The 26,489-nt window shown below is 48.9% G+C and carries 21 protein-coding genes and 1 other annotated feature; of the genes, 2 read left to right on the forward strand and 19 right to left on the reverse strand.

Going from position 1 to position 26,489, the window contains the following annotated elements; genetic code table 11:
* Positions 1-29: 29 nt before the first annotated feature.
* A complete protein-coding gene (locus AS034_RS14435) occupies positions 30-581 on the reverse strand; it encodes a GNAT family N-acetyltransferase (protein ID WP_058299026.1) in 552 nt (183 codons plus the stop codon).
* Between the two features lie 142 nt (positions 582-723).
* On the opposite strand from AS034_RS14435, the gene AS034_RS14440 reads away from it, so the two are divergent.
* A complete protein-coding gene (locus tag AS034_RS14440; RefSeq protein ID WP_244888165.1) occupies positions 724-2,331 on the forward strand; it encodes an amidohydrolase in 1,608 nt (535 codons plus the stop codon).
* 63 nt (positions 2,332-2,394) lie between these two features.
* On the opposite strand, the gene AS034_RS14445 is transcribed toward AS034_RS14440, so the two are convergent.
* The 3 genes from AS034_RS14445 to AS034_RS14455 all read right to left on the reverse strand — a co-directional run bounded on the left by AS034_RS14445 (position 2,395) and on the right by AS034_RS14455 (position 6,100).
* Positions 2,395-3,525: a DEAD/DEAH box helicase gene (locus AS034_RS14445; protein ID WP_058299027.1), complete on the reverse strand. Its 1,131-nt coding sequence runs from the start codon at positions 3,523-3,525 to the stop codon at positions 2,395-2,397.
* Positions 3,526-3,527: 2 nt separating this feature from the next.
* Positions 3,528-4,865 carry an ATP-binding protein gene (locus AS034_RS14450; protein WP_058299028.1) on the reverse strand — a complete coding sequence of 446 codons (1,338 nt, stop codon included), beginning with the start codon at positions 4,863-4,865 and terminating at the stop codon, positions 3,528-3,530.
* 77 nt (positions 4,866-4,942) lie between these two features.
* Complete coding sequence (locus AS034_RS14455; protein ID WP_244888166.1) at positions 4,943-6,100, reverse strand: cation:proton antiporter; 1,158 nt, start codon at positions 6,098-6,100, stop codon at positions 4,943-4,945.
* Positions 6,101-6,316: 216 nt separating this feature from the next.
* On the opposite strand from AS034_RS14455, the gene AS034_RS14460 reads away from it, so the two are divergent.
* Complete coding sequence (locus AS034_RS14460) at positions 6,317-6,616, forward strand: AbrB/MazE/SpoVT family DNA-binding domain-containing protein (protein ID WP_032085827.1); 300 nt, start codon at positions 6,317-6,319, stop codon at positions 6,614-6,616.
* Between the two features lie 630 nt (positions 6,617-7,246).
* On the opposite strand, the gene thrB is transcribed toward AS034_RS14460, so the two are convergent.
* The 15 genes from thrB to AS034_RS14540 all read right to left on the reverse strand — a co-directional run bounded on the left by thrB (position 7,247) and on the right by AS034_RS14540 (position 26,483).
* Positions 7,247-8,188 (reverse strand): homoserine kinase, encoded by a 942-nt coding sequence (thrB, locus tag AS034_RS14465; RefSeq protein ID WP_058299030.1) that lies wholly within the window; start codon positions 8,186-8,188, stop codon positions 7,247-7,249.
* Positions 8,185-9,246, reverse strand: coding sequence for a threonine synthase (gene thrC, locus AS034_RS14470; RefSeq protein ID WP_058299031.1), 1,062 nt, complete (start codon positions 9,244-9,246; stop codon positions 8,185-8,187). Before thrC ends, thrB begins: the two co-directional genes overlap by 4 nt.
* Complete coding sequence (locus tag AS034_RS14475; protein ID WP_058299032.1) at positions 9,243-10,541, reverse strand: homoserine dehydrogenase; 1,299 nt, start codon at positions 10,539-10,541, stop codon at positions 9,243-9,245. The genes thrC and AS034_RS14475 overlap by 4 nt, the downstream gene beginning before the upstream one ends.
* A gap of 575 nt (positions 10,542-11,116) precedes the next feature.
* Positions 11,117-12,100, reverse strand: coding sequence for a threonine ammonia-lyase (ilvA, locus tag AS034_RS14485; protein ID WP_244888167.1), 984 nt, complete (start codon positions 12,098-12,100; stop codon positions 11,117-11,119).
* Positions 12,100-12,705, reverse strand: a complete 606-nt coding sequence (gene leuD / locus AS034_RS14490; protein ID WP_058299034.1) for a 3-isopropylmalate dehydratase small subunit — start codon at positions 12,703-12,705, stop codon at positions 12,100-12,102. The genes ilvA and leuD overlap by 1 nt, the downstream gene beginning before the upstream one ends.
* A 15-nt stretch (positions 12,706-12,720) precedes the next feature.
* Positions 12,721-14,136 (reverse strand): 3-isopropylmalate dehydratase large subunit, encoded by a 1,416-nt coding sequence (gene leuC, locus AS034_RS14495; RefSeq protein WP_058299035.1) that lies wholly within the window; start codon positions 14,134-14,136, stop codon positions 12,721-12,723.
* A 219-nt stretch (positions 14,137-14,355) separates the two neighbouring features.
* On the reverse strand, positions 14,356-15,468 hold the full coding sequence (gene leuB, locus AS034_RS14500) for a 3-isopropylmalate dehydrogenase (protein ID WP_058299036.1): 1,113 nt from the start codon (positions 15,466-15,468) through the stop codon (positions 14,356-14,358).
* A gap of 241 nt (positions 15,469-15,709) precedes the next feature.
* Positions 15,710-17,263 (reverse strand): 2-isopropylmalate synthase, encoded by a 1,554-nt coding sequence (locus AS034_RS14505; protein WP_058299037.1) that lies wholly within the window; start codon positions 17,261-17,263, stop codon positions 15,710-15,712.
* Positions 17,250-18,284 carry a ketol-acid reductoisomerase gene (ilvC, locus tag AS034_RS14510; RefSeq protein WP_058299038.1) on the reverse strand — a complete coding sequence of 345 codons (1,035 nt, stop codon included), beginning with the start codon at positions 18,282-18,284 and terminating at the stop codon, positions 17,250-17,252. Before ilvC ends, AS034_RS14505 begins: the two co-directional genes overlap by 14 nt.
* Positions 18,285-18,340: 56 nt before the next feature.
* Positions 18,341-18,862, reverse strand: coding sequence for an acetolactate synthase small subunit (gene ilvN / locus AS034_RS14515; protein ID WP_032085549.1), 522 nt, complete (start codon positions 18,860-18,862; stop codon positions 18,341-18,343).
* Positions 18,859-20,580 (reverse strand): acetolactate synthase large subunit, encoded by a 1,722-nt coding sequence (gene ilvB / locus AS034_RS14520; protein ID WP_058299039.1) that lies wholly within the window; start codon positions 20,578-20,580, stop codon positions 18,859-18,861. Before ilvB ends, ilvN begins: the two co-directional genes overlap by 4 nt.
* Before the next feature lie 102 nt (positions 20,581-20,682).
* Positions 20,683-20,944: a binding site (T-box leader), on the reverse strand.
* A gap of 1 nt (position 20,945) precedes the next feature.
* Entirely contained in the window at positions 20,946-22,613 is a 1,668-nt protein-coding gene (gene ilvD / locus AS034_RS14525; RefSeq protein ID WP_058299040.1) for a dihydroxy-acid dehydratase, read from the reverse strand.
* 15 nt (positions 22,614-22,628) lie between these two features.
* The gene (gene ilvE, locus AS034_RS14530; RefSeq protein WP_032085546.1) at positions 22,629-23,528 is read right to left on the reverse strand and encodes a branched-chain-amino-acid transaminase; all 900 of its coding nucleotides are present in this window, start codon (positions 23,526-23,528) and stop codon (positions 22,629-22,631) included.
* 878 nt (positions 23,529-24,406) lie between these two features.
* Positions 24,407-25,552 (reverse strand): homogentisate 1,2-dioxygenase, encoded by a 1,146-nt coding sequence (locus AS034_RS14535; RefSeq protein ID WP_058299041.1) that lies wholly within the window; start codon positions 25,550-25,552, stop codon positions 24,407-24,409.
* Positions 25,500-26,483 (reverse strand): fumarylacetoacetate hydrolase family protein, encoded by a 984-nt coding sequence (locus AS034_RS14540; protein WP_058299042.1) that lies wholly within the window; start codon positions 26,481-26,483, stop codon positions 25,500-25,502. Before AS034_RS14540 ends, AS034_RS14535 begins: the two co-directional genes overlap by 53 nt.
* Positions 26,484-26,489 lie beyond the last annotated feature (6 nt).

Consider the following 26,489-nt stretch of genomic DNA (forward strand, 5'->3'; position numbering starts at 1 on the left):
GTGAAAGATACATAGACAGCGTCTATTGTTTATACATACTCCCCTTTCAAAATAGAGCAGACTGCCGCATCACAGAATACCCCTTTTTCAAATGCTGATTTCCTTAATACCCCTTCAAAGATGAAGCCCGCTTTAAAAAGACAATCCCTCGAAGCCGTATTTTCCGGGTCATAGAAAGCCTCGATCCGATTCAGGGACATCATTTCGAATCCATATTGGATAATCGGCTTCAATACTTCCGACATGACACCCTTCCTCCAGTAATCCGGGTGCACTTCGAAACCGATTTCCGCTTTGAAATGTTCCTTCTCCCAGCAGTGGTATCCGCAGCTTCCGATGATTCTGCCGGATTCTTTATCTGCGATTCCCCATCTGATTCCTTCTCCCTTTTGAAATCTCGTATTCCACTGGTCAATAATCTCAACTGCCTGGCCTCTTTCGGTAAATGTTTCAAGATCATAGTACTTCGTCACTTCATCTTTTGAAAAATAAGCAAATACGTCCGGCGCATCTCTTTCTTCCATCTGCCTCAACATATATCTTCCGGTTGTCAGAACCGGGAATTTCTGTGTGTGATCCATCTTATTAACTCCTTTGTTTCTTGTCTGTTAACTTTATTCAATACCCCGCCTTCAATCACCTCTTTTTTGAAAATAATGGTGTTTTTCAATGTTCAGCATTCTGTATAATGAAAAGAAACGATCATTGCAAAGGATGAACAGAATGAAAGCACAGAAAATCATTAAGAGTGCGGCTTTATTTACCGGTACCTCCCTCTTCCCTGCACCCGGGTTTGTTGCGCTGAATAGAGATAAAATCATTGGTACGGGTGCTCCTTCTGAACTGGAAAGCTATCTTGATGCTTCGACGAAAGTATACGACATGGGGAACCGGCTGATCATGCCCGGGTTTCATGATTTTCATGTTCACTTTTTTCTAGGGTCGATGTTTGAAAGCTTCTGTCAGTTGACATATGGAGGAACGGAAGATGAGACGGCTAAGATGGCAGCGGACTATGCCTTAGCCCATCCCGAGGATGAATGGGTTCTCGGCTTAGGGTGGCATCACGTCCGCTGGCCGGGCCAGAAGCTTCCGAGCCGCCATTCACTGGACCGCTTCCTCCCCGACCGTCCCGCCATCCTGTTGAACGAGGAAGCACACAGTGCGTGGCTGAATACAGCCGCACTCAAGAAGCTTGGAATCGACCAGTACACACCGGAGCCTCCTTTCGGCCGGATTGAAAAAGATGAGAATGGCGATCCAACCGGGTTCTTATATGAGACTGCAGTAAAATACGTCACGAGGGCATTTCAATTTAGTGAGTCCGTGAAGGCAAAGTTAATGGAGAATATGCTGAAAAAAACCGCTTCATTCGGCATCACTTCAGTAGGGGATATGCTCCCGCTTCCAGGCTATACGCTTGGTGACCCTTCTTTTTACCGCAGGTTTGAAGAACGCGGGAGATTGACGACGCGGATCCACTTCCTTGACGTGATGGACGGGGATCTTGCCAGAAGCCGCGCCTTGAAAGAAGAGTTTCAGTCGGACCGCCTCCAGTTCTCCGGGTTGAAGCAATTCCTGGACGGCGTCCCCCTTACGTACACCGGCTATCTGCTCGAGCCTTACGCCGACCGGCCGGATGAAAGAGGCGGAACGATCTATGAAGTGGAGCAGTACAAAAAATGGATCGAGGATGCAGACCGGGAAGGCTTCAGGGTCAGGCTCCATGCATGCGGGGACGGGGCTGTCCGCATGGGGCTCGATTTATTCGAGCATGCAGAAAGCGTGAACGGGAAGCGCGATTCGCGCCATACAATCGAGCATATCGAAGTATGCCATCCAAGTGACTTCAACCGCTTCAAAGAGCTTGGTGTCATCGCATCGATTCAACCTGAACATCTGACCTCGGGCTCGATGGACACCCATGCATACATAGACCGCCTCGGTTTGGAGCGTTCAAGATACACTTGGCCGATCGGTTCCCTGAATCAGCATGGTGCCCCGATTGCATTCGGGACGGATTTTCCAATCGTCGACCTAAACCCGATGCTCGGCATATACAGGGCGGTCACAAGAAAACATGAGGATGGCACACCTGAGGGAGGCTGGAACCCTGAGGAAAAAATAACATTGGGCGAGGCGCTCATCCATTATACAAAAAGCGCGGCATACGGGAATTTCCGCGAGAACGACCTCGGGACGATTGAAGCCGGCAAGAAAGCGGACCTTGTTGTGCTCGACCGCAATTTATTTGAAGTACATCCCGAAGAAATCCTTGAGGTGAAAACAGTTATGACGATAATGGATGGGGAGATTATTTTTGAAGGCTGAACGAAGTGCATAAATAAGGCCCGTCCCCCAATGCTTTAAAGCATTGGGGGACGGGCCTTCCACTTATTTGCGGGGTTCTTTCAATCCTCCGCCGTGAATGGTTTTTTCCTGGAATGGAAGGTCCAGTTCCCTGCTCAGTTTCTCCAGGAAACTTTGCTCGCGCTTGGAAACGAGGGAAATGACGGTTCCTTCCGCTCCCATACGGCCTGTCCTTCCAGAACGGTGGATGTACTGCTTGGTGTCCGTCGGAAAGTCAAAATGAATGACGTGGGTTACGTCGGTGATGTCGAGGCCCCGCGCCGCTACATCAGTCGTAAGAAGAAGCGGCACCTTCCCTGCCCGGAAGCGGTCAAGGGATTGTTTTCGTTCCGTTTTCTTCGATTCCCCTGCGAGAACTTCGAGCTCAACGCCTTTATACTTCAATTTTTCTTCGGCTTCGGACAGTTTATCCAGCTGATTGAAGAATACAAGCGCCTTGATGTCTTTGAAATAGGCCAGGCTCCTGAGCGCTTCGATTTTGTCGCGAAGCTCGGTATATACGTAGATATGGTCGACTTTCGGGTTGTCGAGATTGGCATCCATCTTGACGATTTCATGATTTTGGAGAAGTTCTTCCGCCACTTCCTCCGTCCGGTCGGAAAGAGTCGCCGAGAAGAAGAGGACCTGCCTCTCTTTAAGCGTCGACTTGATGATATCCTCCACTTCGCGTTTATGCTCATGACCTACCATTAAATCAAACTCATCGACGACGATCGTTTTGACTTCATGCATTTTCAATTTTTTCAGTTTCATCAGTTCCAGAAGGCGTCCTGTCGTCCCGACCACGATATGAGGCTTCTTCTTTAATTTCTCCAATTGCTTCTTGATATTGGCGCCTCCGATGAAAGCCGCACTTGTCACATCACTGCCCTTGGCCCATTTTTGGATTTCCTGCTGGATCTGCATCACGAGTTCCCGGGAAGGAGCAATAATGACGGCCTGTGCCTGTTTGCGCGCCGGGTCGATCCCTTGAATGATCGGCAGTAAATAGGCCAGGGTTTTCCCTGTTCCTGTCGGAGATTCACAAACCACGTCTTTGCCGTCAAGGATGAGCGGCAGCACACGTTCCTGGACCGGTGTTAACGCGGAGAAACCCGATTCCTCCCAATTGTTTTTTAAAAAAGATGCTTGGATCATGTCAGATATTGTATTCATTTTTACGATTTCCTTTCCCTCTCGGCCGTTTCACGCAAACTGTTTCCCTGGATCAATGGCAAACATATTTCCACGACCGTTCCTTTTTGTTTTTCACTGTGAAAGACAATTTTCCCTTTATGTTTTTCGATGATTTTTTTACAGATTGCGAGTCCCAGTCCGGTACCTTTTTCTTTTGTAGAGTAAAAAGGTTCGCCGACCTTCTCGATTCGTTCGGGATCCATCCCTGTACCGTTGTCCGACACGATGATAATCGCCTCGTTGTCTTTCCGGTTGAGAGATATGGACACCCTTCCTCTTCGATCATAGGGAATCGCCTCCACCGCATTTTTGATTATATTAATAAAGACCTGTTTCAATTGATTTGCTTCAGCTTCAACATATAACGGCTCAACTGAATAAGGTTTATGATCTATCGATACATTGTCAATATTCGCCTGTGCTTTCATCAATACAATCACTTGCTTCAGGATGGAGTCTACATTTTCAATTTGATAGTGCAGATCCTGCTGTTTCCCTAAAATCAGCATTTCACCTGATATCAAATCTATACGATCGACCTCTGAGAGCATGATATCCAGATGATCACGGTTGACGCTGCCGGTTGTCTGCATCAGCTGGATGAATCCTTTAAGGGATGTGAGTGGATTCCTGATTTCATGGGCCACCGCTGCAGCCAGCTGCCCGATGACGGACATTTTTTCAGAGACGATCATCATTTCCTCGTTTTTCCTGAATTGAGTGATGTCCCTGGCAATCGCGAATACGCCCGTCACTTCACCGCTTACAATAATCGGGATGAAGGAACAGCGCAGGATCTTTGCTTTTTCTCCTGCAAGATGGATATTCGTTTCAAACATCGATCCTTTTCCAGAAAGCGTATCAATAAAATGACCCGTTACGACCTTTATGTCCTCTTCCTTCAGGAAATTTCTCAATTGAATATCTTCCAACTCTTCCTGGGAAGATTCCAGAAGCGCTTCAGCTTCAGGATTGACAGCCATGATTTTCCCCTTCAAATCCAGTTCCAATACACCATCAGGATTATGTTTGAACAGCGAATGATACTGTTCATTCTGAATATATAATTCCCGTTCTTTCTTTCGCAGCTGTTCATTTGAATGAAGTACATCCCTGGTCCTGCGGTAGACCAGCAGATACAGGATGACTCCTGTGACAAATATAAAAAACCAGCCCTTGAAGCGCTGAAAGTAAATGTACAGACTAAGCTTCTCATGCGCAAGGATCACAGAAAAATAGTCTGACAGAATAACCCACAGTATGCCGAGCAGCACATAAGCAAGAGCTACTTTAAGGGCAATCTCTTTGGCTTTTCTCATATTGAGTGATTCACCTAAATTCACTTTAGTCTTACCTCTATACTTTCACAAATGCCTGAATTTTATCACTTTCCTGCTTAACTCCTTTTTGAAAAGAGTATTTTGGAAAAAGGATAAATCGACAAGCTCTGAATAATAAGTGAGAACATGATCACGCCGAACGAAATGGATTGAATCGATTCTGCTCCTTTTCCTTCCATACCAAGAAGCAGGGCAACCGACATCGTCCCCTTTATCCCTGATAATGTCAGGATAAATACTTCTTTCCAGCCGTAGGTGCTTCTCCATGTTTTTCTTATCTTTACAACTCCAATAATAATAACATAGCGGACCAATAAGGTAATGATAAATAAGAAGAAAAACCATCCCATCATTGAAAAAGAGATATAATCGACCGCTTTGATCCCGATCAATAAGAACAGGAAGGTGAGGATGGTGGGTTCAATGACTTCCCAGAAACCATCCAGCTGTTTTCTGAAATGATCTTCTTTAATGGTCCGTTCATATTCAAAGGAAAGCATAATGCCGCTTGCCACGGTTGCAAGCACTCCCGAAACACCTATTTCCTCACCAATATAGAAGCTTCCATAAGCTAAAATCACTGATAGCATAATCTGATAGCGTGAATCTGAAGTGAAATGTATGGCTTTGGTCACCAGCCATCCAAACACGATCCCGATCACCGCTCCCCCAATGGATACCCATAGAAACTCCATTGAAAAGGAAGTAATTGAAAAAGATTCATCTCCGAAATAAATTCCCGCTGCGAGTGTGAATAGAACAATGCTGGTGCCGTCATTAATCATCGATTCACCTTCGACCACGCTCGCAAGCGCTTGTTTATTGGATGACTGTTTCAAGATAGAAACAACCGAAACAGGATCCGTCGGGGTTAAAATAGTGGATATCAACAAGGCTTCTATATATGAAATCGGGAGTACGGGCTGGAGAATATAATAGATCAGTATACTCATGAGAAGTGCTGTGACCAGTATTCCCAATGTACTTAAAAGGAAAATCTCGCTGCCGTGCTTCCTCAGCTCCTTGACCTGAAACTGATAGGCCGAGATGAATAATAACGCAGGAAGAAACAAATAAAAGATGGTGTCCTTCGTCAGTTCAAGTCCTTCAAATCCGGGAAAGAATCCAATAAGCGCCCCGATTATCAGCAGCACCACCGGCACAGGGATATCTTTTTTCTTTTTATCAATTGTATACACCAAATAACCAATCATAAGCAGGATCAACATGCTTAAAGGTTCAATGATAATCACCTCCTAACGATGTTCATTTCACTATTTATTCCCTTCGCACTTCCTGACCTAAACGTCCATCCTCAGTCATATGTACCATTTTCCCGGGAATGTGTTTACCCTTTCCAAATTTAGGGTTAAACGATATATATGGAAAAAGACTTACAGGTCAAAAAGGAAAGCAGGTGTTTCGATATTTTGAGCCAGGTTTACGAAAACAAAACCTTCAGTAACAGCGGTATGATCACATTACCCAAACAGTGGAGGCAGCGGTTCGGACTCATCCCGGGGAGATTGGCAGAGCTCATCTATCAAAACGATTCCATTTATATCAAACCCGCCCGAAAACATACTACCAATAACAAACGATATGTATCTGAAAAAGGAACCGTCCACATCCCGAAGGAACTCCGAGATGAAATGGGCATCACACCTCAAGACTCCTACACCTTACACATCAATGAAGAACAGCGCTGTTTTATCCTTACATGCGAATAGAAAAGCGGAGGCGGCTCGTTCAGAGGCGACAAGCATAAGACAGGGCGGCCATAAAGGCGTTTTTTGCCTTTTTGGCTGGCATGGCTTATGTCTCGAGCCTCTAGCCGCCGGAGCTGGACAAAGAAAAGCGGAGGGGCTTTGCCAAGAGGCGTGTGGCATAAGACGAACCGGACGGGAAGGCGGTCTTTGCCTTCTTAAATCATCCTGTGTACAGTTTGGATATTTTTGGTAAGTGGTGGAATAAATCCTGGAATTAAAAGATTATCCAGCAGAATTCGAAGATTATTGCCCGGAATTGAAAGATAAAGTCCAATTTTCGAAAGATTTTCGGCCAAAATTAAAAGATTACCCCGATTCCACCCGTTCCGAAGGCTGAACTAAAGCGCTTTTTGAGCCAAAACACTGATTTCCCCTATTAGGGCGGGTGCAGCCAATTCGTATACAGCGTCAAACAAGCCTAAAACCCCAGTATTCCTCCTTAAAAAACCATTTTTGACCTCGAGCCTCCAGCCTTCGTTACTGCACAATAGAAATTCGGAAGGTCTTTGCCTTCATGGACCGTTTAGCTTATGACCCCCGTTCCTCTAGCCGCAGCAACTGGACAATAAGAAAAAGCCCGCCTCCACCGCTTTAAAGCGTTGAGGGACGGGCCTTCTGTTCAGCTTCATTACATTCAACTATACTTCCGGTCGTATCGATGGAGAGTCTACGGATGTCCATGGAAGGGAATGATTGGCGGAGCTGCTTCAGCAGCCACTGACCAGCGCCCTTCTCGGCAAAGCAGGCAATGGTTGGACCCGCTCCGCTAATTGCTGTGCCGAATGCACCGAACTTCCGGGCTGTTTCCTCGACTGCTTCGTAGTGTGGAAGCAGCTTCTTGCGATACGGCTGATGATAGCGATCCTCTTTCATCATCTTCCCCGCCAGCTCCCAATCTCCGTTCATGAAAGCAGCCACTAGCACATTTGATACCGCACCGCCCTGAACGGATTCCTGAAAACTCATCTCATCCGGCAGGACATTCCGCGATTCTGAGGTCTTCAATTCAGTCTTCGGAATCACCGCAACCACTTCAACCGGCAGCTGAGATACATGCAGCATCTGGACTCCCGTGTCCGTCCGGCAGCTTACGACGAACCCGCCATAAAGGGAAGCCCCGACATTATCCGGGTGACCTTCATATTGCGTCGCGATTTCGAGCTTCTCCTGTGCAGAGAGGTTCAATCCTCCTGAAATATCCGCAAGTTCTATCCCTGCCACGACGGCAGCCGCACTGGAACCCAGCCCCCTTGTCAGCGGGATATCACTTGAAATATATAGTTCACAAGGCGTGAGATTCTTTCCGCATGCTTCTGCAGTTTCTTTAGCCACCTCGACAATAAAATGAGATTCATCAGAAGGGAATACCTCAAGCTCCGGGGACAGGGCCGTCACTTTCCATGTTTCGGACTCCACGGCTTCCACTGTCAAATACAGATCCAGTGCCAGGCCGAGCGAATCAAATCCTGCCCCCAAATTGGCCGTACTCGCGGGGACGGTTATTTTCCAGGAACGAGCCTCCCGCTTCTTCATACTCCAATTGTCCCTTTGATGTAATCCTTCACCTTTTCCTTGTCATTCGGAAGCTTTACCGGCTGAACGGGACTATATTCCATGGCTGTGACGGGGTCCTTCAATCCGTTGCCTGTCAGCACCGCAACTACCTTGCTTCCTTCCTTCAACAAACCTTTCTCAAGGCTTTTCTTGACTCCTGCTATCGAGGCACAGGAGGCAGGTTCTGCAAAGATCCCTTCCTTTTTCGCAATCAATCTGTATGCATCAAGGATTTCTTCATCAGTCACTTCATCGATATGACCATTCGACTCTTTCAACGCATCCACTGCAAAATCCCAGCTTGCCGGGTTCCCGATCCTGATTGCCGTAGCAATCGTCTCAGGCTCTGGGAATACCCTGTTGTGAACAAGTGCAGCAGCCCCCGACGCTTCAAACCCGAACATTCGCGGCAGGCTTGATTCTTCGCGCCTGCTGTATTCCTTGAACCCTTTCCAGTAAGCTGAGATATTCCCTGCGTTGCCGACTGGGATGGCCAGCACGTCTGGCGCCTGGCCCAGACCTTCAATGACTTCAAAGGCAGCAGTCTTCTGCCCTTCAAGACGGTAGGGGTTCACTGAGTTAACGAGAGTCATAGATTCCGTATGACTCAATTCCCTCACGATTTCCAGCGCATCGTCAAAGTTTCCTTCGATTGATACAATCTCTGCTCCGTACATGACGGCCTGGGCAAGCTTGCCTTGAGCAATCTTCCCTTCAGGAATGACGACGATGCATTTGATGCCTGCACGAGCTGCATAGGCTGCAGCCGAGGCTGATGTATTCCCTGTTGACGCGCAAATCACCGTCGAACTTCCGTCTTCAACCGCTTTTGCTACTGCAAGGACCATCCCGCGATCCTTGAACGAGCCGGTCGGATTGGCACCTTCGACTTTTGCATAAAGCTCGATTCCCCATTCCTCGGACAGCGTCTTCAATTCAATCAATGGTGTATTTCCTTCATTCAGGCTTAAAAGCGGAGTTTCTTCCGTAAGGGGAAGATGCTCACCGTATTGTTCCAATAAACCTTTCCATCTCATCCCTTCTCTCCCCCTTCCACCCGGTAAGAGCTTTCGATTGAATGAATAGCATGATAGTCTTTCAGCTCCATCAGAATATCCTCATAATGATCGAGTGATGCTTTATGCGTAACGAGGACGATTTCGGAATAACCCGCTCCATTCAATGGATTTTGAAGAATCTTCTCGAAACTGACACCATGATTTGAAAAAATGGACGTCAGCTTTGCCAGCACTCCGATTTCATCCTGAACATGAAGGCGCAAAAAGTATTGAGAGGAAATTTCTTCGCGTTCCTTCAACTTTTTCTCGAACTGAGGGTTCACGGCGCTCTTTCCCGTCACTCCCAGTCTCATGTTCTTCATTGTGCAGACCATATCGGAAACAACCGCTGTCGCCGTCGGCAGGCTTCCTGCCCCCGGTCCGTAAAACATCGTTTCACCTACAGCCTCTCCGTATACATATACGGCATTGTATTCATCATTTACCGATGACAGCGGGTGTTCATTCGGCAGCAATGCCGGCTCTACGCTCACTTCCACCTTTTCCCCGTCGCGATGTGCGTATCCGATCAGCTTCATCGTATACCCGAACTGTCCTGCATATTCGATGTCTTCTGCCGTCACATCTGTGATCCCCTTCACCTTTACATCGGATAGATCCACGTTCATGGAAAAGCCAAGCGTCGACATGATCGCCATCTTCCTCGCTGCGTCAAGACCGCCGACATCCGCAGTCGGATCCGCTTCGGCAAACCCGAGGTCCTGTGCTTCTTTCAATACATCATCGAAGGTCCTGCCCTCTTTCGTCATCTTCGTCAGGATGAAATTCGTCGTCCCATTGACGATCCCCATCATTTTCGTGATGCGGTCGGATGCAAGCCCGTCTACGAGCCCTCTTAAAATAGGGATCCCTCCAGCTACACTTGCTTCGTAAAACAAATCACATTCATTGGCGGAAGCGGCTTTCAGGAGCTCCGGTCCATGTACGGCCATCAGATCCTTGTTTGCCGTCACGACGTGCTTCTTATTTTTCAAAGCCTCGAGGAGATGTTCCTTTGTAGCTTCGATCCCTCCCATTACTTCGACCACAATATCAATTTCAGGGTCGGCCAGGACGTCCTCGGGATCCAAGGTCAAAATCCCGTCCTCGATGGCAAGTCCCCTATCCTTTTCCAAGTCCTGAACAAGGGCTTTTTTCACTTTCACAGGACAGCCGATTTGATGCGCCAGTTTATCCTGATGATTCTCGATGATCTTCACAACTCCGGCTCCCACTGTTCCGAGTCCCAAAAGTCCGATTGAAATTGATTCCATAAGTCGAAAACCTCCAATTGTTTATTTCTGGTGTACATTTGTATTTGTATAGAGGACATTATAGTAGAAATAATTTCCTATTACAATACCTTTTTTCGTATTTTCTGAATGTAAGAGCTTTCTTTGTTGGTAGATTGGGAATAAAAAATGTACTGTTGAATACCGCTTTTGATTTCCGTAGAAGACTTCGCTTTCCGCGGGTGACCCGTGAGCCTCCTCGTCGCTGCGCTCCTGTGGGGTCAGAAAAGCGGAGGGGATTTGCTCAGAGGCAGGTGGCATAAGGCGAATCGGCCACGAAGGCGTTTTTTGCCTTCTTGGACGAGTTGACTTATGACATGGGCCTCTAAGCCCCAGAGCTAGACAGGTCTCACATTTGCCACTTCTCCCGCAGGAGTCTTCGTCTTCCACTCCAATCAAAAGCTGGATAGGTTACTATAAACGATTATCTAAACATAACCATTCCCGTTCGTACTAAGGACCTTCTCCATTCAATGAAACAACCCGATCTGAAAAATCCCCATTTTAATAACAGAGGACCGCCCCTGATCTCGGTTCAGATCGGGAGCCGTCCTGCTTTATCCGATATAGTGAAGCTGGCGGACCATTTTTGATAGTTCCCGGTAGACGGGGATTTTGCTTGGATCCGCGTTGCCCCCGGAGATGACACATCCGACCTTCTTCCCATGTACTTTGACTTTATGGCACATGGCGGCAGCTAAGGATGCGGCACCTGCGCCTTCGACGAGTGTTTTTTCACGCTGCAGCATGAACATCATCGCATAAGCGATTTCTTCGTCGGTCACAGTGACCATGTCATCCACGTATTTGCGGATGATCGGGAAGGTCAGCTCACCCGGTTTCTTCACTAGGATTCCGTCGGCGATTGTGTGCACGTGATTCAGGGAGCCTTTATTTTTCCCTGTGAAAAAATTATAGGTTGCAGGGGCACCGAGTGCCTGCACGCCAATAATGTTTACCCGGGGGTTGAATGTTTTCACTGCCAGCGCCATGCCGGCAAGCAATCCCCCGCCGCCGACCGGAACAAGGATCGTGTCCAGATCGCTGAGCTGCTGAAGCATTTCAAGTGCGACGGTTCCCTGCCCCGCCATCACTTTTGGATCATCAAATGCATGAACGAATGTCGAGCCCTTTGTCCTCATTTCATCGACAGCCGCACGATAGGCTTCTTGATAGGTCTCGCCTTCCAACACGATGTTCGCCCCGTAATGCTTTGTCGCCTCCACCTTCGCAGATGGAGTCCGCTTCGGCATGAATATCTTCGAGTCCGCGTTGCGCTGGGTGGTGGCAAGTGCGACTCCCTGCGCATGATTCCCTGCAGAAGCGCAGATGATTCCTCTCGCGGCTTCTTCCTCTGATAAGGACATCACTTTATTCATTGCCCCTCTTACTTTAAAAGACCCGGTCCGCTGCAAGTTTTCCATTTTCATAAAAATGTTTCCGCCGGTAAAAGTATTCAATGTTGAAGACTGCTTCAACGGCGTTCGATGCACTTGACCGCAAATTCTTTCCATCGCTTCTACAACATCAGCACTTTTCATTAAATCCCCAAGACACTCACCTCGTTTTGTTTTTCGTATTGCTCGATTTTCCCGCCGTATTTCAATGTGAGATCAATTTCATCGAGGCCTTTCATCAGCATCGTCTTCCAGTAAGGATCGACCTCGAACGATGCAATCAGCCCTTCGGAATCACACAGCATCTGTGATTCCAGCGACACTTCAATTTTATAAAGATCGGCTTTCTTTTCATTCTTGAACAGAGCATCCACTGTATCTTCCGGGAGCCGGATTGGCAGGATACCGTTTTTCAGGCAGTTATTATAGAAAATATCTGCATAACTCTTGGCGATGATCACTTTGAATCCGAAATCCTGAAGGGACCACGGCGCATGCTCCCTCGATGATCCACAGCCGAAATTTTTCCCGCCAAGAAGGATTTCCGAATCGCTGTACTTCCTGGTATCAAGCTGAAAGTCTTGTTTCAGCGTCTTCCCGTCATCCTCGAAGCGCCAGTGGTAAAACAGGAACTGTCCGAACCCTTTGCGCTCGATTCTTTTTAAAAACTGCTTCGGTATGATTTGATCGGTATCAACATTATCGCGGTTGAGAGGGAATACCTTCCCCGCCAGATGATTGAATGCCATCAGTAGTCCACCTCCTCAGGATACTGTCGCTGCTTTTAGTTTTCTTACGTCTGTCAGTTTGCCGGTTACCGCTGCTGCCGCGGCCATTGCAGGACTGAGGAGATGGGTGCGTGACCCGTTCCCCTGGCGCCCTTCAAAGTTCCGGTTGGAAGTCGATGCACATCGTTTCCCAGGGGGAACGATATCATCATTCATCGCAAGGCACATGCTGCATCCGGCTTCTCTCCATTCAAACCCTGCTTCTTTAAAAATGTCATGAAGCCCTTCTGCTTCAGCGGCCTGCTTTACCTTGAATGAACCGGGTACGACAAGTGCGGTCACGTCCTCTTTGACCTTGTGGCCTTTCACCACTTCCGCCGCCGCTCTCAAATCGCTCAATCTTGAATTCGTACAGGAACCGATGAACACATAATCGACCTCAATGTCTTCGATCCTCATGCCGGGTTCAAGCCCCATGTAGTGCAGCGCCCGCTCCGTGCCTTCCTGATCGGAGGGATCCTGAAAATCTCCCGGATGGGGGACATTGCTTGAGATGCCGGCACCCATTCCGGGGTTCGTACCCCATGTCACATGCGGCTCGATGTCTTCCCCTTTGATCGAGATGTGATCGTCGTATGCGGCATCACTGTCGCTTTGAAGAGAACGCCACTCCTTTTTCAGTTCGTCATAAGAAGTGTGGTTAGGCAGATGCTCCCTGCCTTCAAGATACTCGAATGTCACCTCATCCGGAGAGATCAATCCTGCCTTTGCACCTGCTTCGATGCTCATATTACAGACCGTCATCCGCTCTTCCATCGTGAGATTCCGGATGACATCGCCTGTGAACTCAATGACATATCCGGTTCCGAATCCGACCCCGTATGCGGAGATGATGTGAAGGATCACATCTTTTGCCGACACGCCGAAACCAAGTTCGCCGGTCACTTCCACCTGCAGCGTTTTCGGTTTCGCCTGCCAGAGGGTCTGGGTTGCGAGTACGTGCTCCACTTCACTCGTCCCGATCCCGAATGCGAGAGCACCGAACGCTCCGTGAGTCGAAGTATGGCTGTCACCGCAGACAATCGTTTTACCCGGCTGGGTAAGCCCGAGCTCGGGACCGATGACATGGACGATCCCTTGATCCGGATGATGGATGTCGGAAAGCTCAACACTGAACTCTTCACAATTTTTCTTCAGCGTATCCATCTGCAGCCTGGCGATTTCATCCCGCACGATATGGCGCTCACGGGTCGGAACATTATGATCCATCGTGGCATAAGTCAGATCCGGCCTTCTCACCTTTCTGCTCTTGAGACGGAGTCCTTCAAAAGCCTGGGGAGATGTCACCTCATGAACAAGGTGCAGATCGATATACAGCAAATCCGGCTTCCCTTTCTCTTCATGCACGATATGCTTTTCCCATATCTTTTCAATGATATTTTTCCCTGCCATGATCTCCCTCCTGGTTTGTTTGTCTTTATAGCTTCTATTGTGGTTCGTATCCCTATGAAAATCTTACTTTATGCTCGGAATTTTCGATTTATGCTCGAAAATCCTGCAAGTATGCTCGCTTTCATCATATTTTTGCTCGAATTCTATGATCTTTGCTCTAAATGTCGAATTTCATCGAGTGTCCACACACGTTGAAGCGAGTCTATTATCCTTTCCTTCTTACAAATAAGCCGCCAAGATCGAGCTCAATGCATGATCCGCTTCCAGACGTTCCACGACGAGCTGGCTCATCGCCCCTGTCCCGACGACGGTGCCGCGGCCCATCGTCCACAGGTCGCCGGTACGGTAGCCGGCGTTCAATACTTCCTGGACGGCCAGCTCGATCATTTCTGCTTCTTCTTTCAGTCCGAATGAGTGACGGAGCATCATTGCTACGGACAGGATCATCGCATGCGGATTGGCTTTTCCTTTACCGGCGATGTCCGGTGCGGAGCCGTGTACTGGTTCATAGAGTCCGAAAGAGTCTTCTCTTAAACTTGCAGAAGGCAGCATTCCGAGGGACCCTGTGATCATGGACGCCTCATCACTGAGGATATCCCCGAACATATTCTCCGTCACCAGTACATCGAATTGCTTCGGCTGATACATCAGTTTCATGGCAGCCACGTCCACCAGCATGTGCTCGACTTCCACATCCGGGTATTCGACAGCTACTTCATTCACGACTTCCCGCCACATTCGGCTCGTTTCCAAAACGTTCGCCTTGTCAACGGACGTCAACTTTTTCTTTCGTTTCTGAGCAAGAGCAAATGCTTTATGGACGATTCGTTCGATTTCACTTCGTTCGTACACCAGGGTATCGACTGCTACCTCATTGTTTTTCCCCTGGCGGCCTGATGGCTGACCGAAATACAGGCCGCCCGTCAACTCACGGACAATTACCAGATCGACGTCTTCGACCATTTCTTTTTTCAGAGGAGACGAATTCAGCAGGCTTTCGAATGCTTTGACCGGTCTCAGATTCGCAAATAGATTGAATTCTTTACGGATGGCAAGCAGTCCTTTTTCAGGGCGCTGTTCTTTTGGCAGGTGCTCCCACTTCGGGCCGCCGACTGCCCCTAAGAGCACGGCATCACTTTCCCTGCAAAGCTTGACTGTTTCAGGAGGTAACGGGGTACCGAAACGGTCGACCGCTGCTCCGCCGATGTAGCCTTTTTCTACCTCGAATTCATGGCCGAACCAGTCACCCACCGCTTTCAGTACTTCTAATGCACCATCCATGATCTCTTGACCGATACCGTCTCCAGGCAACACTGCGATTTTTTTCTTCATTAGAACTACCTCCTGTTTTTATAAAATCTGTTACAAAACCGCTGTTGATTTCCGTGCAAGACTTCGCTTTCCGCGGGTGACCCGTGAGCCTCCTCGGCTTCGCCTGCGGGGTCTCACATTAGCCACTTCTCCCACAGGAGCCTTCGTCTTGCACTCCAATCAACAGCTAGATCTTCCCATACCATTGCTTTGAATAAAGTACCTGCCTTGAGACAGGTATCATCAAAAAACTAATAAAAATCTATACCCCGGCCTTCACTGCCACTTTCTCCTTCATCGCCGCTTTCTGCTGCAGCATCCGGTTCACTGCGTTAAGGTAAGCGCGGGCGGATGCTTCAAGGACATCTTGTGCGGTGCCGCGGCCGCTTGTGTTATCTCCGTCATATTCAAGGCGGACATATACTTCTGCCAGGGCATCCCGGCCTCCGCCGACTGAGTTGATTTTGTAGTCAAGGAGCCTGGATGGCGATGGAAGCATCGATTCGATTGTGTTGTAGATGGCTTCCACGCTTCCCGACCCGGTAGATGCGAGCTGCTTCAGGTCGCCATTTTCATCACGGAGCTCGATGGTTGCGGTCGGGATATTATCCATACCGTACTGTACCTGCATCCTTTCAAGCTTGAAGCCAACGTCTTCACCGATTTCGGTTTGCTTGTTCGTCAGGATGCTGAACAGGTCGTCGTCGACGATTTCTTTCTTCTTGTCTGCTAAATCTTTAAAGGTATCAAATGCTTCTTTCAGCTTCTCTTCCGTCAGGTCGAAGCCAAGTTCAAGTGCCTTATTTTTAAAAGCATGACGCCCTGAGTGCTTGCCGAGGACGAGTCTTGTGGAATTGACCCCGATCAGCTCAGGCGTAATGATTTCATACGTTGTTTTCTCCTTCAGCATGCCGTCCTGGTGGATCCCGGATTCATGGGCGAAGGCATTGTTGCCGACGACCGCCTTGTTGGCCGGCACCCTCATTCCGGTCAGCTTGCTGACGAGTGCGCTCGTTTTCTTGATTTCATCGAGCTTTAAACGGGTGGACGCGCTGTAAAAGTCTTCGCGGATCCGGAGGGCGACTGCCACCTCTTCAAGAGCTGCATTCCCGGCCCGTTCACCGATTCCGTTGATCGTTCCTTCGATCTGATCGGCTCCATTTTCGACGGCTGCCAGCGAATTCGCCGTTGCCATCCCTAGATCGTCATGGCAGTGGGCGGATAATTTCACGCCGTCAATATTCGGGACATTCTCGCGTACGAACCGGAACATTTCACCGTATTTCTGAGGTGTCATATATCCGACCGTGTCAGGTAGGTTGATGACCGATGCACCTGCATCAATCACCTTCTCCATGATTTTGACCAGGAAATTCAAATCCGACCTGCCGGCATCTTCAGCAGACCACTGGACGACCGGGAAGAACTTCTTCGCGTATTTCACCGTTTCGACCGCTTTCTCAATGACTTGATCAGGCGTCATCTTCAGCTTGTGGGTCATATGGATCGGAGAGGTCGCGATAAAGACGTGAAGCCTTGGTTCGGCAGTCGTTTTCAACGATTCCCAAACAGCATCGATGTCACGTATACTCGCTCTCGCCAATCCGGTCACAGAACTGTTTTTGATCGTTTCACCGATCCTCTTCACGGCGTCGAAATCACCCTTTGAAGCTGCAGGAAACCCGGCTTCAATGACGTCGACCCCGAGGCGTTCGAGCTGCTTTGCCACTTCTATTTTTTCGACTGTGTTCAGGTTTACACCGGCAGATTGTTCCCCGTCTCTAAGCGTTGTGTCAAAAATATCAATGGTTCGCACTTGCTACCACTTCCTTCTCTTTTTTAGAGGATTTCGGCTGAACAAATGGCATCATCTTACGGAGCTCCTTCCCTACCACTTCGAGTTCGTGTTTGCTTTCACGCTGATTGATGGCATTGAATTCCGGACGGTTCGCCTGGTTCTCGAGGATCCAGCCTTTTGCGAATTTTCCTGTTTGGATGTCTGAAAGGACTTCCTTCATGCGGGCTTTCGTTTCTTCGTTCACGATACGCGGTCCTGAAACGAAATCTCCCCATTGGGCTGTGTCGGAGATGGAGTAACGCATGCCTTCAAGTCCTTGTTCGTACATTAAGTCGACGATCAATTTCAGTTCGTGCAGACATTCAAAGTATGCAACTTCTTTCTGATAGCCTGCTTCGACGAGCGTTTCGAACCCTGCCTTTACGAGGGAAGTAAGCCCTCCGCAAAGTACCGCCTGTTCACCGAATAGATCCGTTTCCGTTTCTTCCTGGAATGAGGTTTCAAGAATCCCGGCGCGTCCTGCCCCGACTCCTTTTGCGTAGGCAAGTGCAACTTCACGGGCCTGACCTGATACATCCTGATACACACCGAACAGTGCAGGTACACCCGCCCCTTCTTCAAATGTTCTCCGTACAAGATGCCCCGGACCTTTAGGAGCGACAAGGAAGACATCGACGTCTTCAGGAGGAACAACCTGGCTAAAGTGAATGTTGAATCCGTGTGCGAATGCCAGTGCTTTTCCGGCTGTGAGGGCCGGCTTGATTTCTGCTTCATACACCTTAGGCTGATGTTCATCCGGGAGAAGGACCATGATCACGTCCGCCTGTTCACATGCCTCGCGTACAGAATAGACGTCCAATCCGTCTTCCACTGCCTGGTCCCATGACTTTCCTTTACGCAGCCCGACAACTACATCAAATCCGCTTTCCTTTAAATTCTGTGCATGGGCATGACCTTGGGAACCGTATCCTACGACCGCAACCTTCTTCCCTTTTAAAACCTCTTCATTCACATCTCCGTTATAATAAACCTTTACCATTTCGCTCATCCTCTCCAGTTTTTTTATAAAATTCACGCCGTTTAGCGGTGTTTCCGTCAGTTCACGATTGAATACTGCTTGAGCTCCGTCACCGGTTTTCCATTTCCCCTGGCAAAAGCCGTGATGCCGGTCCGGGCGATTTCCTTGATCCCGTAAGGCCTTAATAAGTCGATGATGGCTTCGATCTTTGAGGTTTCACCGGTAACCTGGACGGTGACGCTGTCCCTGGCCACATCGATGATCGATGCCCTGAATGGTTCGACGATCCCGTTGATCTCGGACCTTGTCTGGCCTGTGCTCAGCACTTTGATAAGTGCGAGTTCACGGGCCACCACTCCCTGGTCCGTGATGTCCGTCACCTTTAATACGTCGATTTGTTTGTGAAGCTGTTTCATCAGCTGTTCGATTTTGCGGTCGTCTTCCACGTTGACGACGAATGTCATCCGTGAAATGCCTTCCACTTCGGTGTAGCCGACCGAAATGCTTTCGATGTTGAACTGGCGCTTCGTGAATAATCCAGTCACACGATTCAGTACGCCGCTGCGGTTATGAACGAGCGCAGTTACAATCCGCTTCATGGTTTCACCCCTAACATTTCGTGGATTCCTTTGCCTGGGGCGACCATCGGATAGACGTTTTCCTTCGGATTCACCAGGCAGTCGATGAGGGCCGGTTCGTCACTTGTCAGTGCCTCTTTTAAAACCGTTTCGGCTTCTTCCTGTGTTTTCACGCGATAACCTTTGATTCCGTATGATTCGGCCAGTTTTACAAAATCGGGCTGCAGGGAAAAGAGTGATTGTGAGTACCTTTCTTCATAGAAGGTTTCCTGCCACTGCCTCACCATTCCCAGCGTACTGTTGTTCAGCAGGACGACTTTGACAGGAAGATTGAGTTCTTTTAAGAGGACCAGTTCCTGCAGTGTCATCTGGAAGCCGCCGTCCCCGACGAATGCTACGACCTTGCTTGAAGGATTCGCAAGCTGGGCGCCGATTGCCGCCGGGAAACCGAACCCCATCGTTCCGAGTCCTCCGGAAGTGACCCAGTTATTCGGCTTTTTGAATGAGTAGTACTGAGCTGCCCACATTTGATGCTGACCGACATCTGTGGTGACGATCGCTTCCCCGTTTGTCATTTCGTATACCTGCTCGATCAGTAGCTGAGGGGACAGGACATCATTCGTCTTCGTATACCAGAAAGGATTCTCAAGTTTGTATGCCTGAAGATGGCGGTGCCAGTCTTCTGTATCTCCCCTTGCCGGCTGATGTTCAAGTATTTTCAAGAGAGCCTGTTTGGAATCGGCCACAATCGGGATATGCGTTGTCACGTTCTTGCCGATTTCAGCCGGGTCGATATCGATATGGACCACTTTTGCTTTCGGTGCAAAGGTGGCAAGATTCCCGGTCAGCCTGTCATCGAATCTGGCGCCGATATTAATTAAAAGGTCGCATTCATAAAGTGCCATATTACTTGTGTAACAGCCGTGCATCCCTGCCATCCCTAAAAATAACGGATGATCTGCCGGAAAGCCGCCCAACCCGAGAAGGGTATGGATAACCGGAAGGTCGTAACTTTCGGCAAAGTTTTTTAATTCTTCTGACGCTTTGCCGTGCAGGACGCCCGCCCCAGCTAGGATCACCGGTCTTTTCGATACTTTGATTGCATCCACAAGCTTCCTGATCTGCAGCGGGTTCGGATAAAAATTCGGCTGATAACCGGGCAGATCCATTTCCACGTCTTTCACCTGCGGGGCATCCTGAACAGTCAGATCCTTTGGAATATCGACGAGGACCGGACCCGGCCGCCCTGTCGAGGCAATATGGAAAGCCTCCTTTACGACCCTCGGTAAATCCTTGATGTCCCGGACCTGGTAATTATGTTTCGTGATCGGCATCGTGATCCCGACAACATCCGCTTCCTGGAAGGCATCGGTCCCGATCACTCCTGACGCAACCTGGCCGGTGAAGATGACGAGCGGCAGTGAGTCCATCATGGCATCTGCGATCCCGGTTACGAGATTTGTTGCACCGGGACCTGAAGTCGCGATGACGACCCCTGGTTTTCCCGAAACCCTCGCATACCCTTCTGCAGCATGGATGGCTCCCTGCTCGTGCCTGGCGAGCACGTGTTTAATCGGGGCTTTGTATAGAGCATCATAGATTGGCAGGACCGCTCCACCCGGGTACCCAAACAGAATTTTCACTTGTTCCTCTTTTAACGCCTTCATGAGCATGTCAGCACCGTTGGCTTTTTCTGTCTCTGTGTGCGAAACCGGTTCTGCCTCTAGCTTAGCTCTCATTTTTTCATCTCCTCCTCAAAAAATGGATTTCTATCAGCCGATAGTTTATTGATTTTCCATATAAAAAAGCCTTTCCACCCACTACGTCAGAATTTGATCTTTCGCAGGGGTGAAAAGGCTTTGTTCCTTTCCACGGTACCACCCTAGTTCAGAGACGACACGGGGCCGTCTCCCTCAGCAGGCTGACTTTATTGGCATCAGCCTTTGTTTTTGTAACGAGTAACAGCTACTCGATCGTTCCTACTCCGATGTTTCAGAACGATACTCAGAGGGGATGTCGGTATCGGATGTATTACTGGTTTGCAGCACCACCAGCTCTCTGGAAATACAAGTCCCGATCCTTTAACCTCTTCAACGCTTTCAATCTATTCGGTTTTCAAGATGCCGCCTGTGCTTGCGGATGTAACCAGCTTTGCGTATCTTGCGAGATAACCTTTTCTGATTTTCGGAGGCGGCTGGACCCATTCCTGCTGCCTGAATTTCAGTTCTTCTTCGGAGACCATGAGTGAGATGGTCCGGTTCGTTAAGTCGATAAGGATGGCGTCCCCGTTTTCAATGACGCCGATTGGGCCGCCTTCAGCCGCTTCCGGAGAAACATGGCCGATGGAAATTCCCCGCGATGCCCCGGAAAACCTTCCGTCTGTCATGAGCGCCACTTTCTTTTCGAGTCCCCTGCCGGCAATCGCTGCTGTCGGGGCGAGCATCTCAGGCATCCCCGGACCGCCTTTTGGTCCTTCGTACCGGATGACGACGACATGGCCTTCCTTCACTTCCCCGCTTTCGATTCCAGCGAGTGCTTCATCCTGGGATTCATAAACGATTGCTTCTCCCATGAATGTCTTGATCGAAGGATCGACCGCTCCGACTTTAATGACCCCTCCATCAGGGGCGATGTTTCCGAAGAGGACCGATAATCCCCCGACCGGGCTGTGGGCGTTTTCCTTGCTCCTGATCACATCGTCGTTTTGAATGTGCGCTTCTTTTACATTTTCATAAAGAGATTTTCCTGTGACCGTGATCCTCTCTTTATGTACAGCACCCATTTCGCATAGTTCCTTGATGATGGCGCTGACTCCGCCGGCATTGTGGACATCCTGCATGGAGTAGTCGGATGCCGGGCTTATTTTAGATAAATAAGGGACGCGTTCGGCCACCTTATTGATACGGTTGATGTCGTAATCGATTTCCGCTTCATTTGCGATCGCCAGGGTATGAAGGACGGTATTGGTTGATCCGCCCATCGCCATATCGAGTGCGAATGCATCGTCGATCGTTTCTTCCGTGATGATGTCACGCGGCTTGATGTCTTTCTTGACCATTTCCACCAGATGTTTGGCTGCATCCTTGATCAGCCTGTGACGGTCTGCGGAAGTGGCGACGATCGTCCCGTTCCCTGGAGGCGCCATGCCGAGCATTTCCATCAGGGAGTTCATCGAATTCGCTGTGAACATCCCCGAGCAGGAACCGCATGTAGGACAGGCATTCTGTTCGATGTCGAGGAGCTGTTCGGCTGTCATTCTGCCTGACTGGTGGGCACCGACGCCTTCAAAGACAGATACAAGTGATAAAGGATCTCCATCACTCGATACTCCCGCTTCCATCGGTCCTCCCGATACAAACACGGAAGGTACATTCGTCCTGACTGATGCCATCAGCATCCCGGGAGTGATTTTGTCACAGTTCGGGATGTAGAAGACTCCGTCGAACCAGTGGGCGTTGATGACGGTCTCCGCTGAATCCGCGATGAGTTCACGGCTTGGAAGTGAATACCTCATCCCGATATGTCCCATCGCGATCCCATCGTCTACTCCGATTGTATTGAACTCGAATGGAATTCCGCCTGCTTCACGAATGGCTTCTTTCACCACCTGGGCAAAACCGTTCAGGTGCATATGCCCCGGAATGATATCGATGTAGGAGTTGCACACCCCGATGAATGGTTTTTCCATATCTTCAAGTTTGACCCCTGTTGCATATAGCAAACTGCGGTGAGGGGCACGGTCGATTCCTTTTTTGATCATGTCACTTCGCACGTCATCACCTCCAACTTATCCGACTTGAGCATTTTGTTTGTAAACTTTTCTTCCATCCTGCGTGACAGTGTTTCTGAATTCCTGCAATAATTGCTTTGTATAGGATCCCGGTTTACCGTCTCCGATGACGCGGCCGTCCACTTTCACTACTGCGATGACTTCCGCCGCTGTTCCGGTCAGGAATACTTCATCCGCTGTATAGACATCATGACGGGTAAATACATCTTCCTTGATATCGAAACCTGATTTTTCAGCGAGTTCGATGATCGCGTTCCGTGTGATCCCTTCCAGTGCGCCAACGTATCCCGGCGGCGTAAGGATCTTTCCTTTTTTCACGATGAAGATGTTGTCGGCAGATCCCTCAGCTACGTACCCCTGGTCGTTCATCATGAGCGCTTCGCTCACACCAGCAAGGTTTGCTTCGATCTTAACCAGGATATTATTTAAGTAGTTCAGTGATTTTACTTTCGGTGAAAGCACATCGGCACGATTCCGGCGGCTTGCGACGGATACGATTTCGATGCCTGATTCATATAATTCTTTCGGGAAAAGGGCCAGCTGTTCTGCGATGACGATCAGCTGCGGCCGCTTGCAGGAAAATGGATCAAGACCAAGATTTCCTACTCCGCGGGAAATGACTACTCTGATGTATGCATTCTCCAGTTGGTTTTTCTTCAATGTATCTACGATAATGTCGCACATCTCTTCTTTCGACACTTCAATGTCGAGCATGATGGCTTTTGCTGAGTCATAGAGGCGGTCAACATGTTCTTCAAGGCGGAATACGTTACCATCGTACATCCGAATCCCTTCGAACACTCCATCTCCATAAAGAAAACCATGGTCGTAAACTGATACGACTGCGTCTTCTTTTTTAACGTATTGACCGTCTAAGTAGATCCATTGTTCGTTCATGTTCATCATTCCTTTCGCGGGAGTATTTGTTTTTGTATAGGTTGATAGATTTGTATGTTTTGCAGCTTAAATCCGGTGCTGCTTATGAGCCATTTTCCAGTGGTCTCGACTGCGTTCATGGAGCGGCCGATGACCGGTTTGCTGCGGCTCGAATTTTTATATTGAGGACAATATTACGCCCGTTTCCCGGGAAGGTCAACAGTATTTTTATAAATTTTTAGACTATTTAGATTTATCTGATTTATGGTAACCGCTTACATCTTTGTCCTAATCATGTTTGTTTGGTTTAAATTTTTTTGGAATTTTTTTAATGAGTGGTGATTCATTTGTTTGGCGCGGGTTTGGGGGAATTCGACAAGGTTTGATGGTCATTTTTTTGTAGAAGGAGGATGGGCCTATGAATAAGGATTTAGGTGATTCTCAGTTTCAAAGAATAATTGATAATAGCGAATGAGTATCGGACTTTAATACGCAGTTGATTTCCGTGAAAGACTTCGCTTTCCGCGGGTAGCCCGTGAGCCTCCTCGGCTGCGCCTCCGGGGTCTCACTTGTACAGCTGCAGGGCTTAGAGGCACATGTCATAAGCCAAACCGACCAAGAAGGCAAAGAACGCCTTCGTGGCCGATTCGTCTTATGCCACCCGCCTCTTAGCAAAGCCCTTCCGCTTTTCTATTAGCTACTCTTCCCGCAGGAGTCTTCGTCTTTCACTCCAATCAACTGCTGGATTCATCCAAAACTTATATTTGTCCTTGAACACAATAAGTCTGAATTAGGGGAGACATTTCAATAAAATCCCACCACTCTCCTAACTTAAATTAAAATTTCTACAAATAAAAAACCAATTTAAAGTGCGTCAGGCACTTTAAATTGGTTTTTGGTTATGTCCAAGTAAACATATACTTCTCATCTTCGACATCTTTTGCTTTTTTGACGATTTTTAGTGGTTTGAAGGTGTCGATCATGACGGCGAGTTCTAGTGTTTCTTTTTTGCCGATGCTTGCTTCGGTTGTTCCGGGATGCGGGCCGTGCGGGATTCCGCTTGGGTGGAGGGTGATCGATCCTTTCTTGATTCCTTTACGGCTCATGAAGTTCCCTTCCACGTAGTACAGCAGTTCATCGCTATTTACGTTGCTGTGGTTGTACGGGGCAGGGATCGCTTCCGGATGATAGTCATATAATCTCGGCACAAAGGAGCACACGACGAAATTATGGCCTTCGAATGTCTGGTGGACCGGAGGCGGCTGATGGACGCGCCCGGTGATCGGTTCGAAGTCCCCGATGTTGAAGACCCACGGATATAAGTAGCCGTCCCAGCCGACCACATCGAACGGATGGTGATCCAGAATGTGTGAATGAAGGGCGCCGCGTGATTTCAGGATGACTTCGAATTCGCCCTTTTCCTCAAAGGTTTCGAGTTTCTCCGGTCCGCGCAGATCCCTTTCGCAGAACGGGCTGTGTTCGAGGAGCTGGCCGTATTCATTCCGGTAGCGCCGCGGCGTGGTGATTTGGCTGAAGGATTCGACAATCAGCATTTTTGTGTCTTCATCAGGGACCACCCGGTAAATCGTGCCGATCGGGATCACGACATAATCTCCTTCTCCGTACGTGATTGTCCCGAACATCGTTTCGACTTTCCCTGTTCCGAAATGGATATACAAAACCTCATCGCCGTCTCCATTACGGTAAAAGTTCTTCATTCCTTCTGTGACATACGCCGTCCCGATCAGGAGATCCGAATTTCCAAGCAGGTATTCCCTGCTTTTTAGCGCATCACCTTTCTTCTCCACCCCGTCCGTCATGAAGTGGCGGTGGCGCACTGCACCGTCTTCTTCAAACTCAGGTCTATAGCTGCCGAGAAATTCCGTCTTTGTGACGGAAGTCGGCAGGTGATGATGATACAGGATCGACTGCGTGCCGGAGAATCCTTTTGTCCCCATGACCTGCTCCCTGAAAAGCATGCCGTCGTCCTTTTTAAACATGGTGTGACGTTTGTGTGGTATTTTCCCCATTTTGCGGTAATACATCTTTTTCCTCCTCTCTCGTGCCTGCGACAGTGTTTCGCAGCACGCCGAGTCCTTCAATTTCCAATTCGACTTCATCCCCCGCTCTCAGCCAGCGGTGGGTTTCCGTCCCGAGTTCAAGGATGCAGCCGGTCCCGACCGTCCCCGAGCCGATGACTTCACCTGGATAAAGCGTGACATCTTTTGACGCCCTTTCGATCATGTCGGCAAACGTGTAGTGAATATCTTTGAAATTCCCCTCGGAAAGGAGCTTCCCGTTTACTTTCGCCGTCATTTTCATATCAAACCGGTCCCCCAACCTGCGGGTTTCCAATTCATCCTTTGTCACAAGATAAGGACCGAAGGATGTGGCGAAATCCTTCCCTTTGGCCGGCCCTAGTCCGACTTTCATTTCATGCTTCTGGATGTCCCTGGCACTCCAATCGTTCATGATAAAGTAGCCGAATATATGGTCTTCGGCATCTTCCTTTGCAATATTCCTGCCTTCTTTCCCGATGACGCATGCGATCTCCAGTTCATAATCGAGCCATTCACTCTCTGCCGGCCCTGCGACCGCTTCGTCCGGTCCTTTCACCGCCAGATGATTCGTAAAGTAGAATACTGGGACGTCATACCACTCGGGCACGACATCGAGCCCCCTTTTCCTGCGGGCGGTTCTGACATGCTCCTCGAATGCATAAAAATCGCGGATGCTGACCGGTATTGGGATCGGAGCTTTCAGCGTGGCATCCTCCAATAAAATAACCCCTTTGCCGCCTTCGGAAAAAGGTCCGAGGTCAGCGATCGTTTCCAGAGCCCCGCCCCCGCGTCCCATCAAGGCAAGGATGTCCTTCGGCAGCTTCCCGTCAGTTGCTTCGTACAAATCTATCACAAGGTCATGTTGAATAAGGCCGGTCCTGACTTCATTTTCCTTTTGAAAACTTACTAGTTTCATTGAGGA

The sequence above is a fragment of the [Bacillus] enclensis genome, assembly GCF_001456935.1.
Taxonomy (GTDB): Bacteria; Bacillota; Bacilli; order Bacillales; family Bacillaceae_B; genus Rossellomorea; species Rossellomorea enclensis.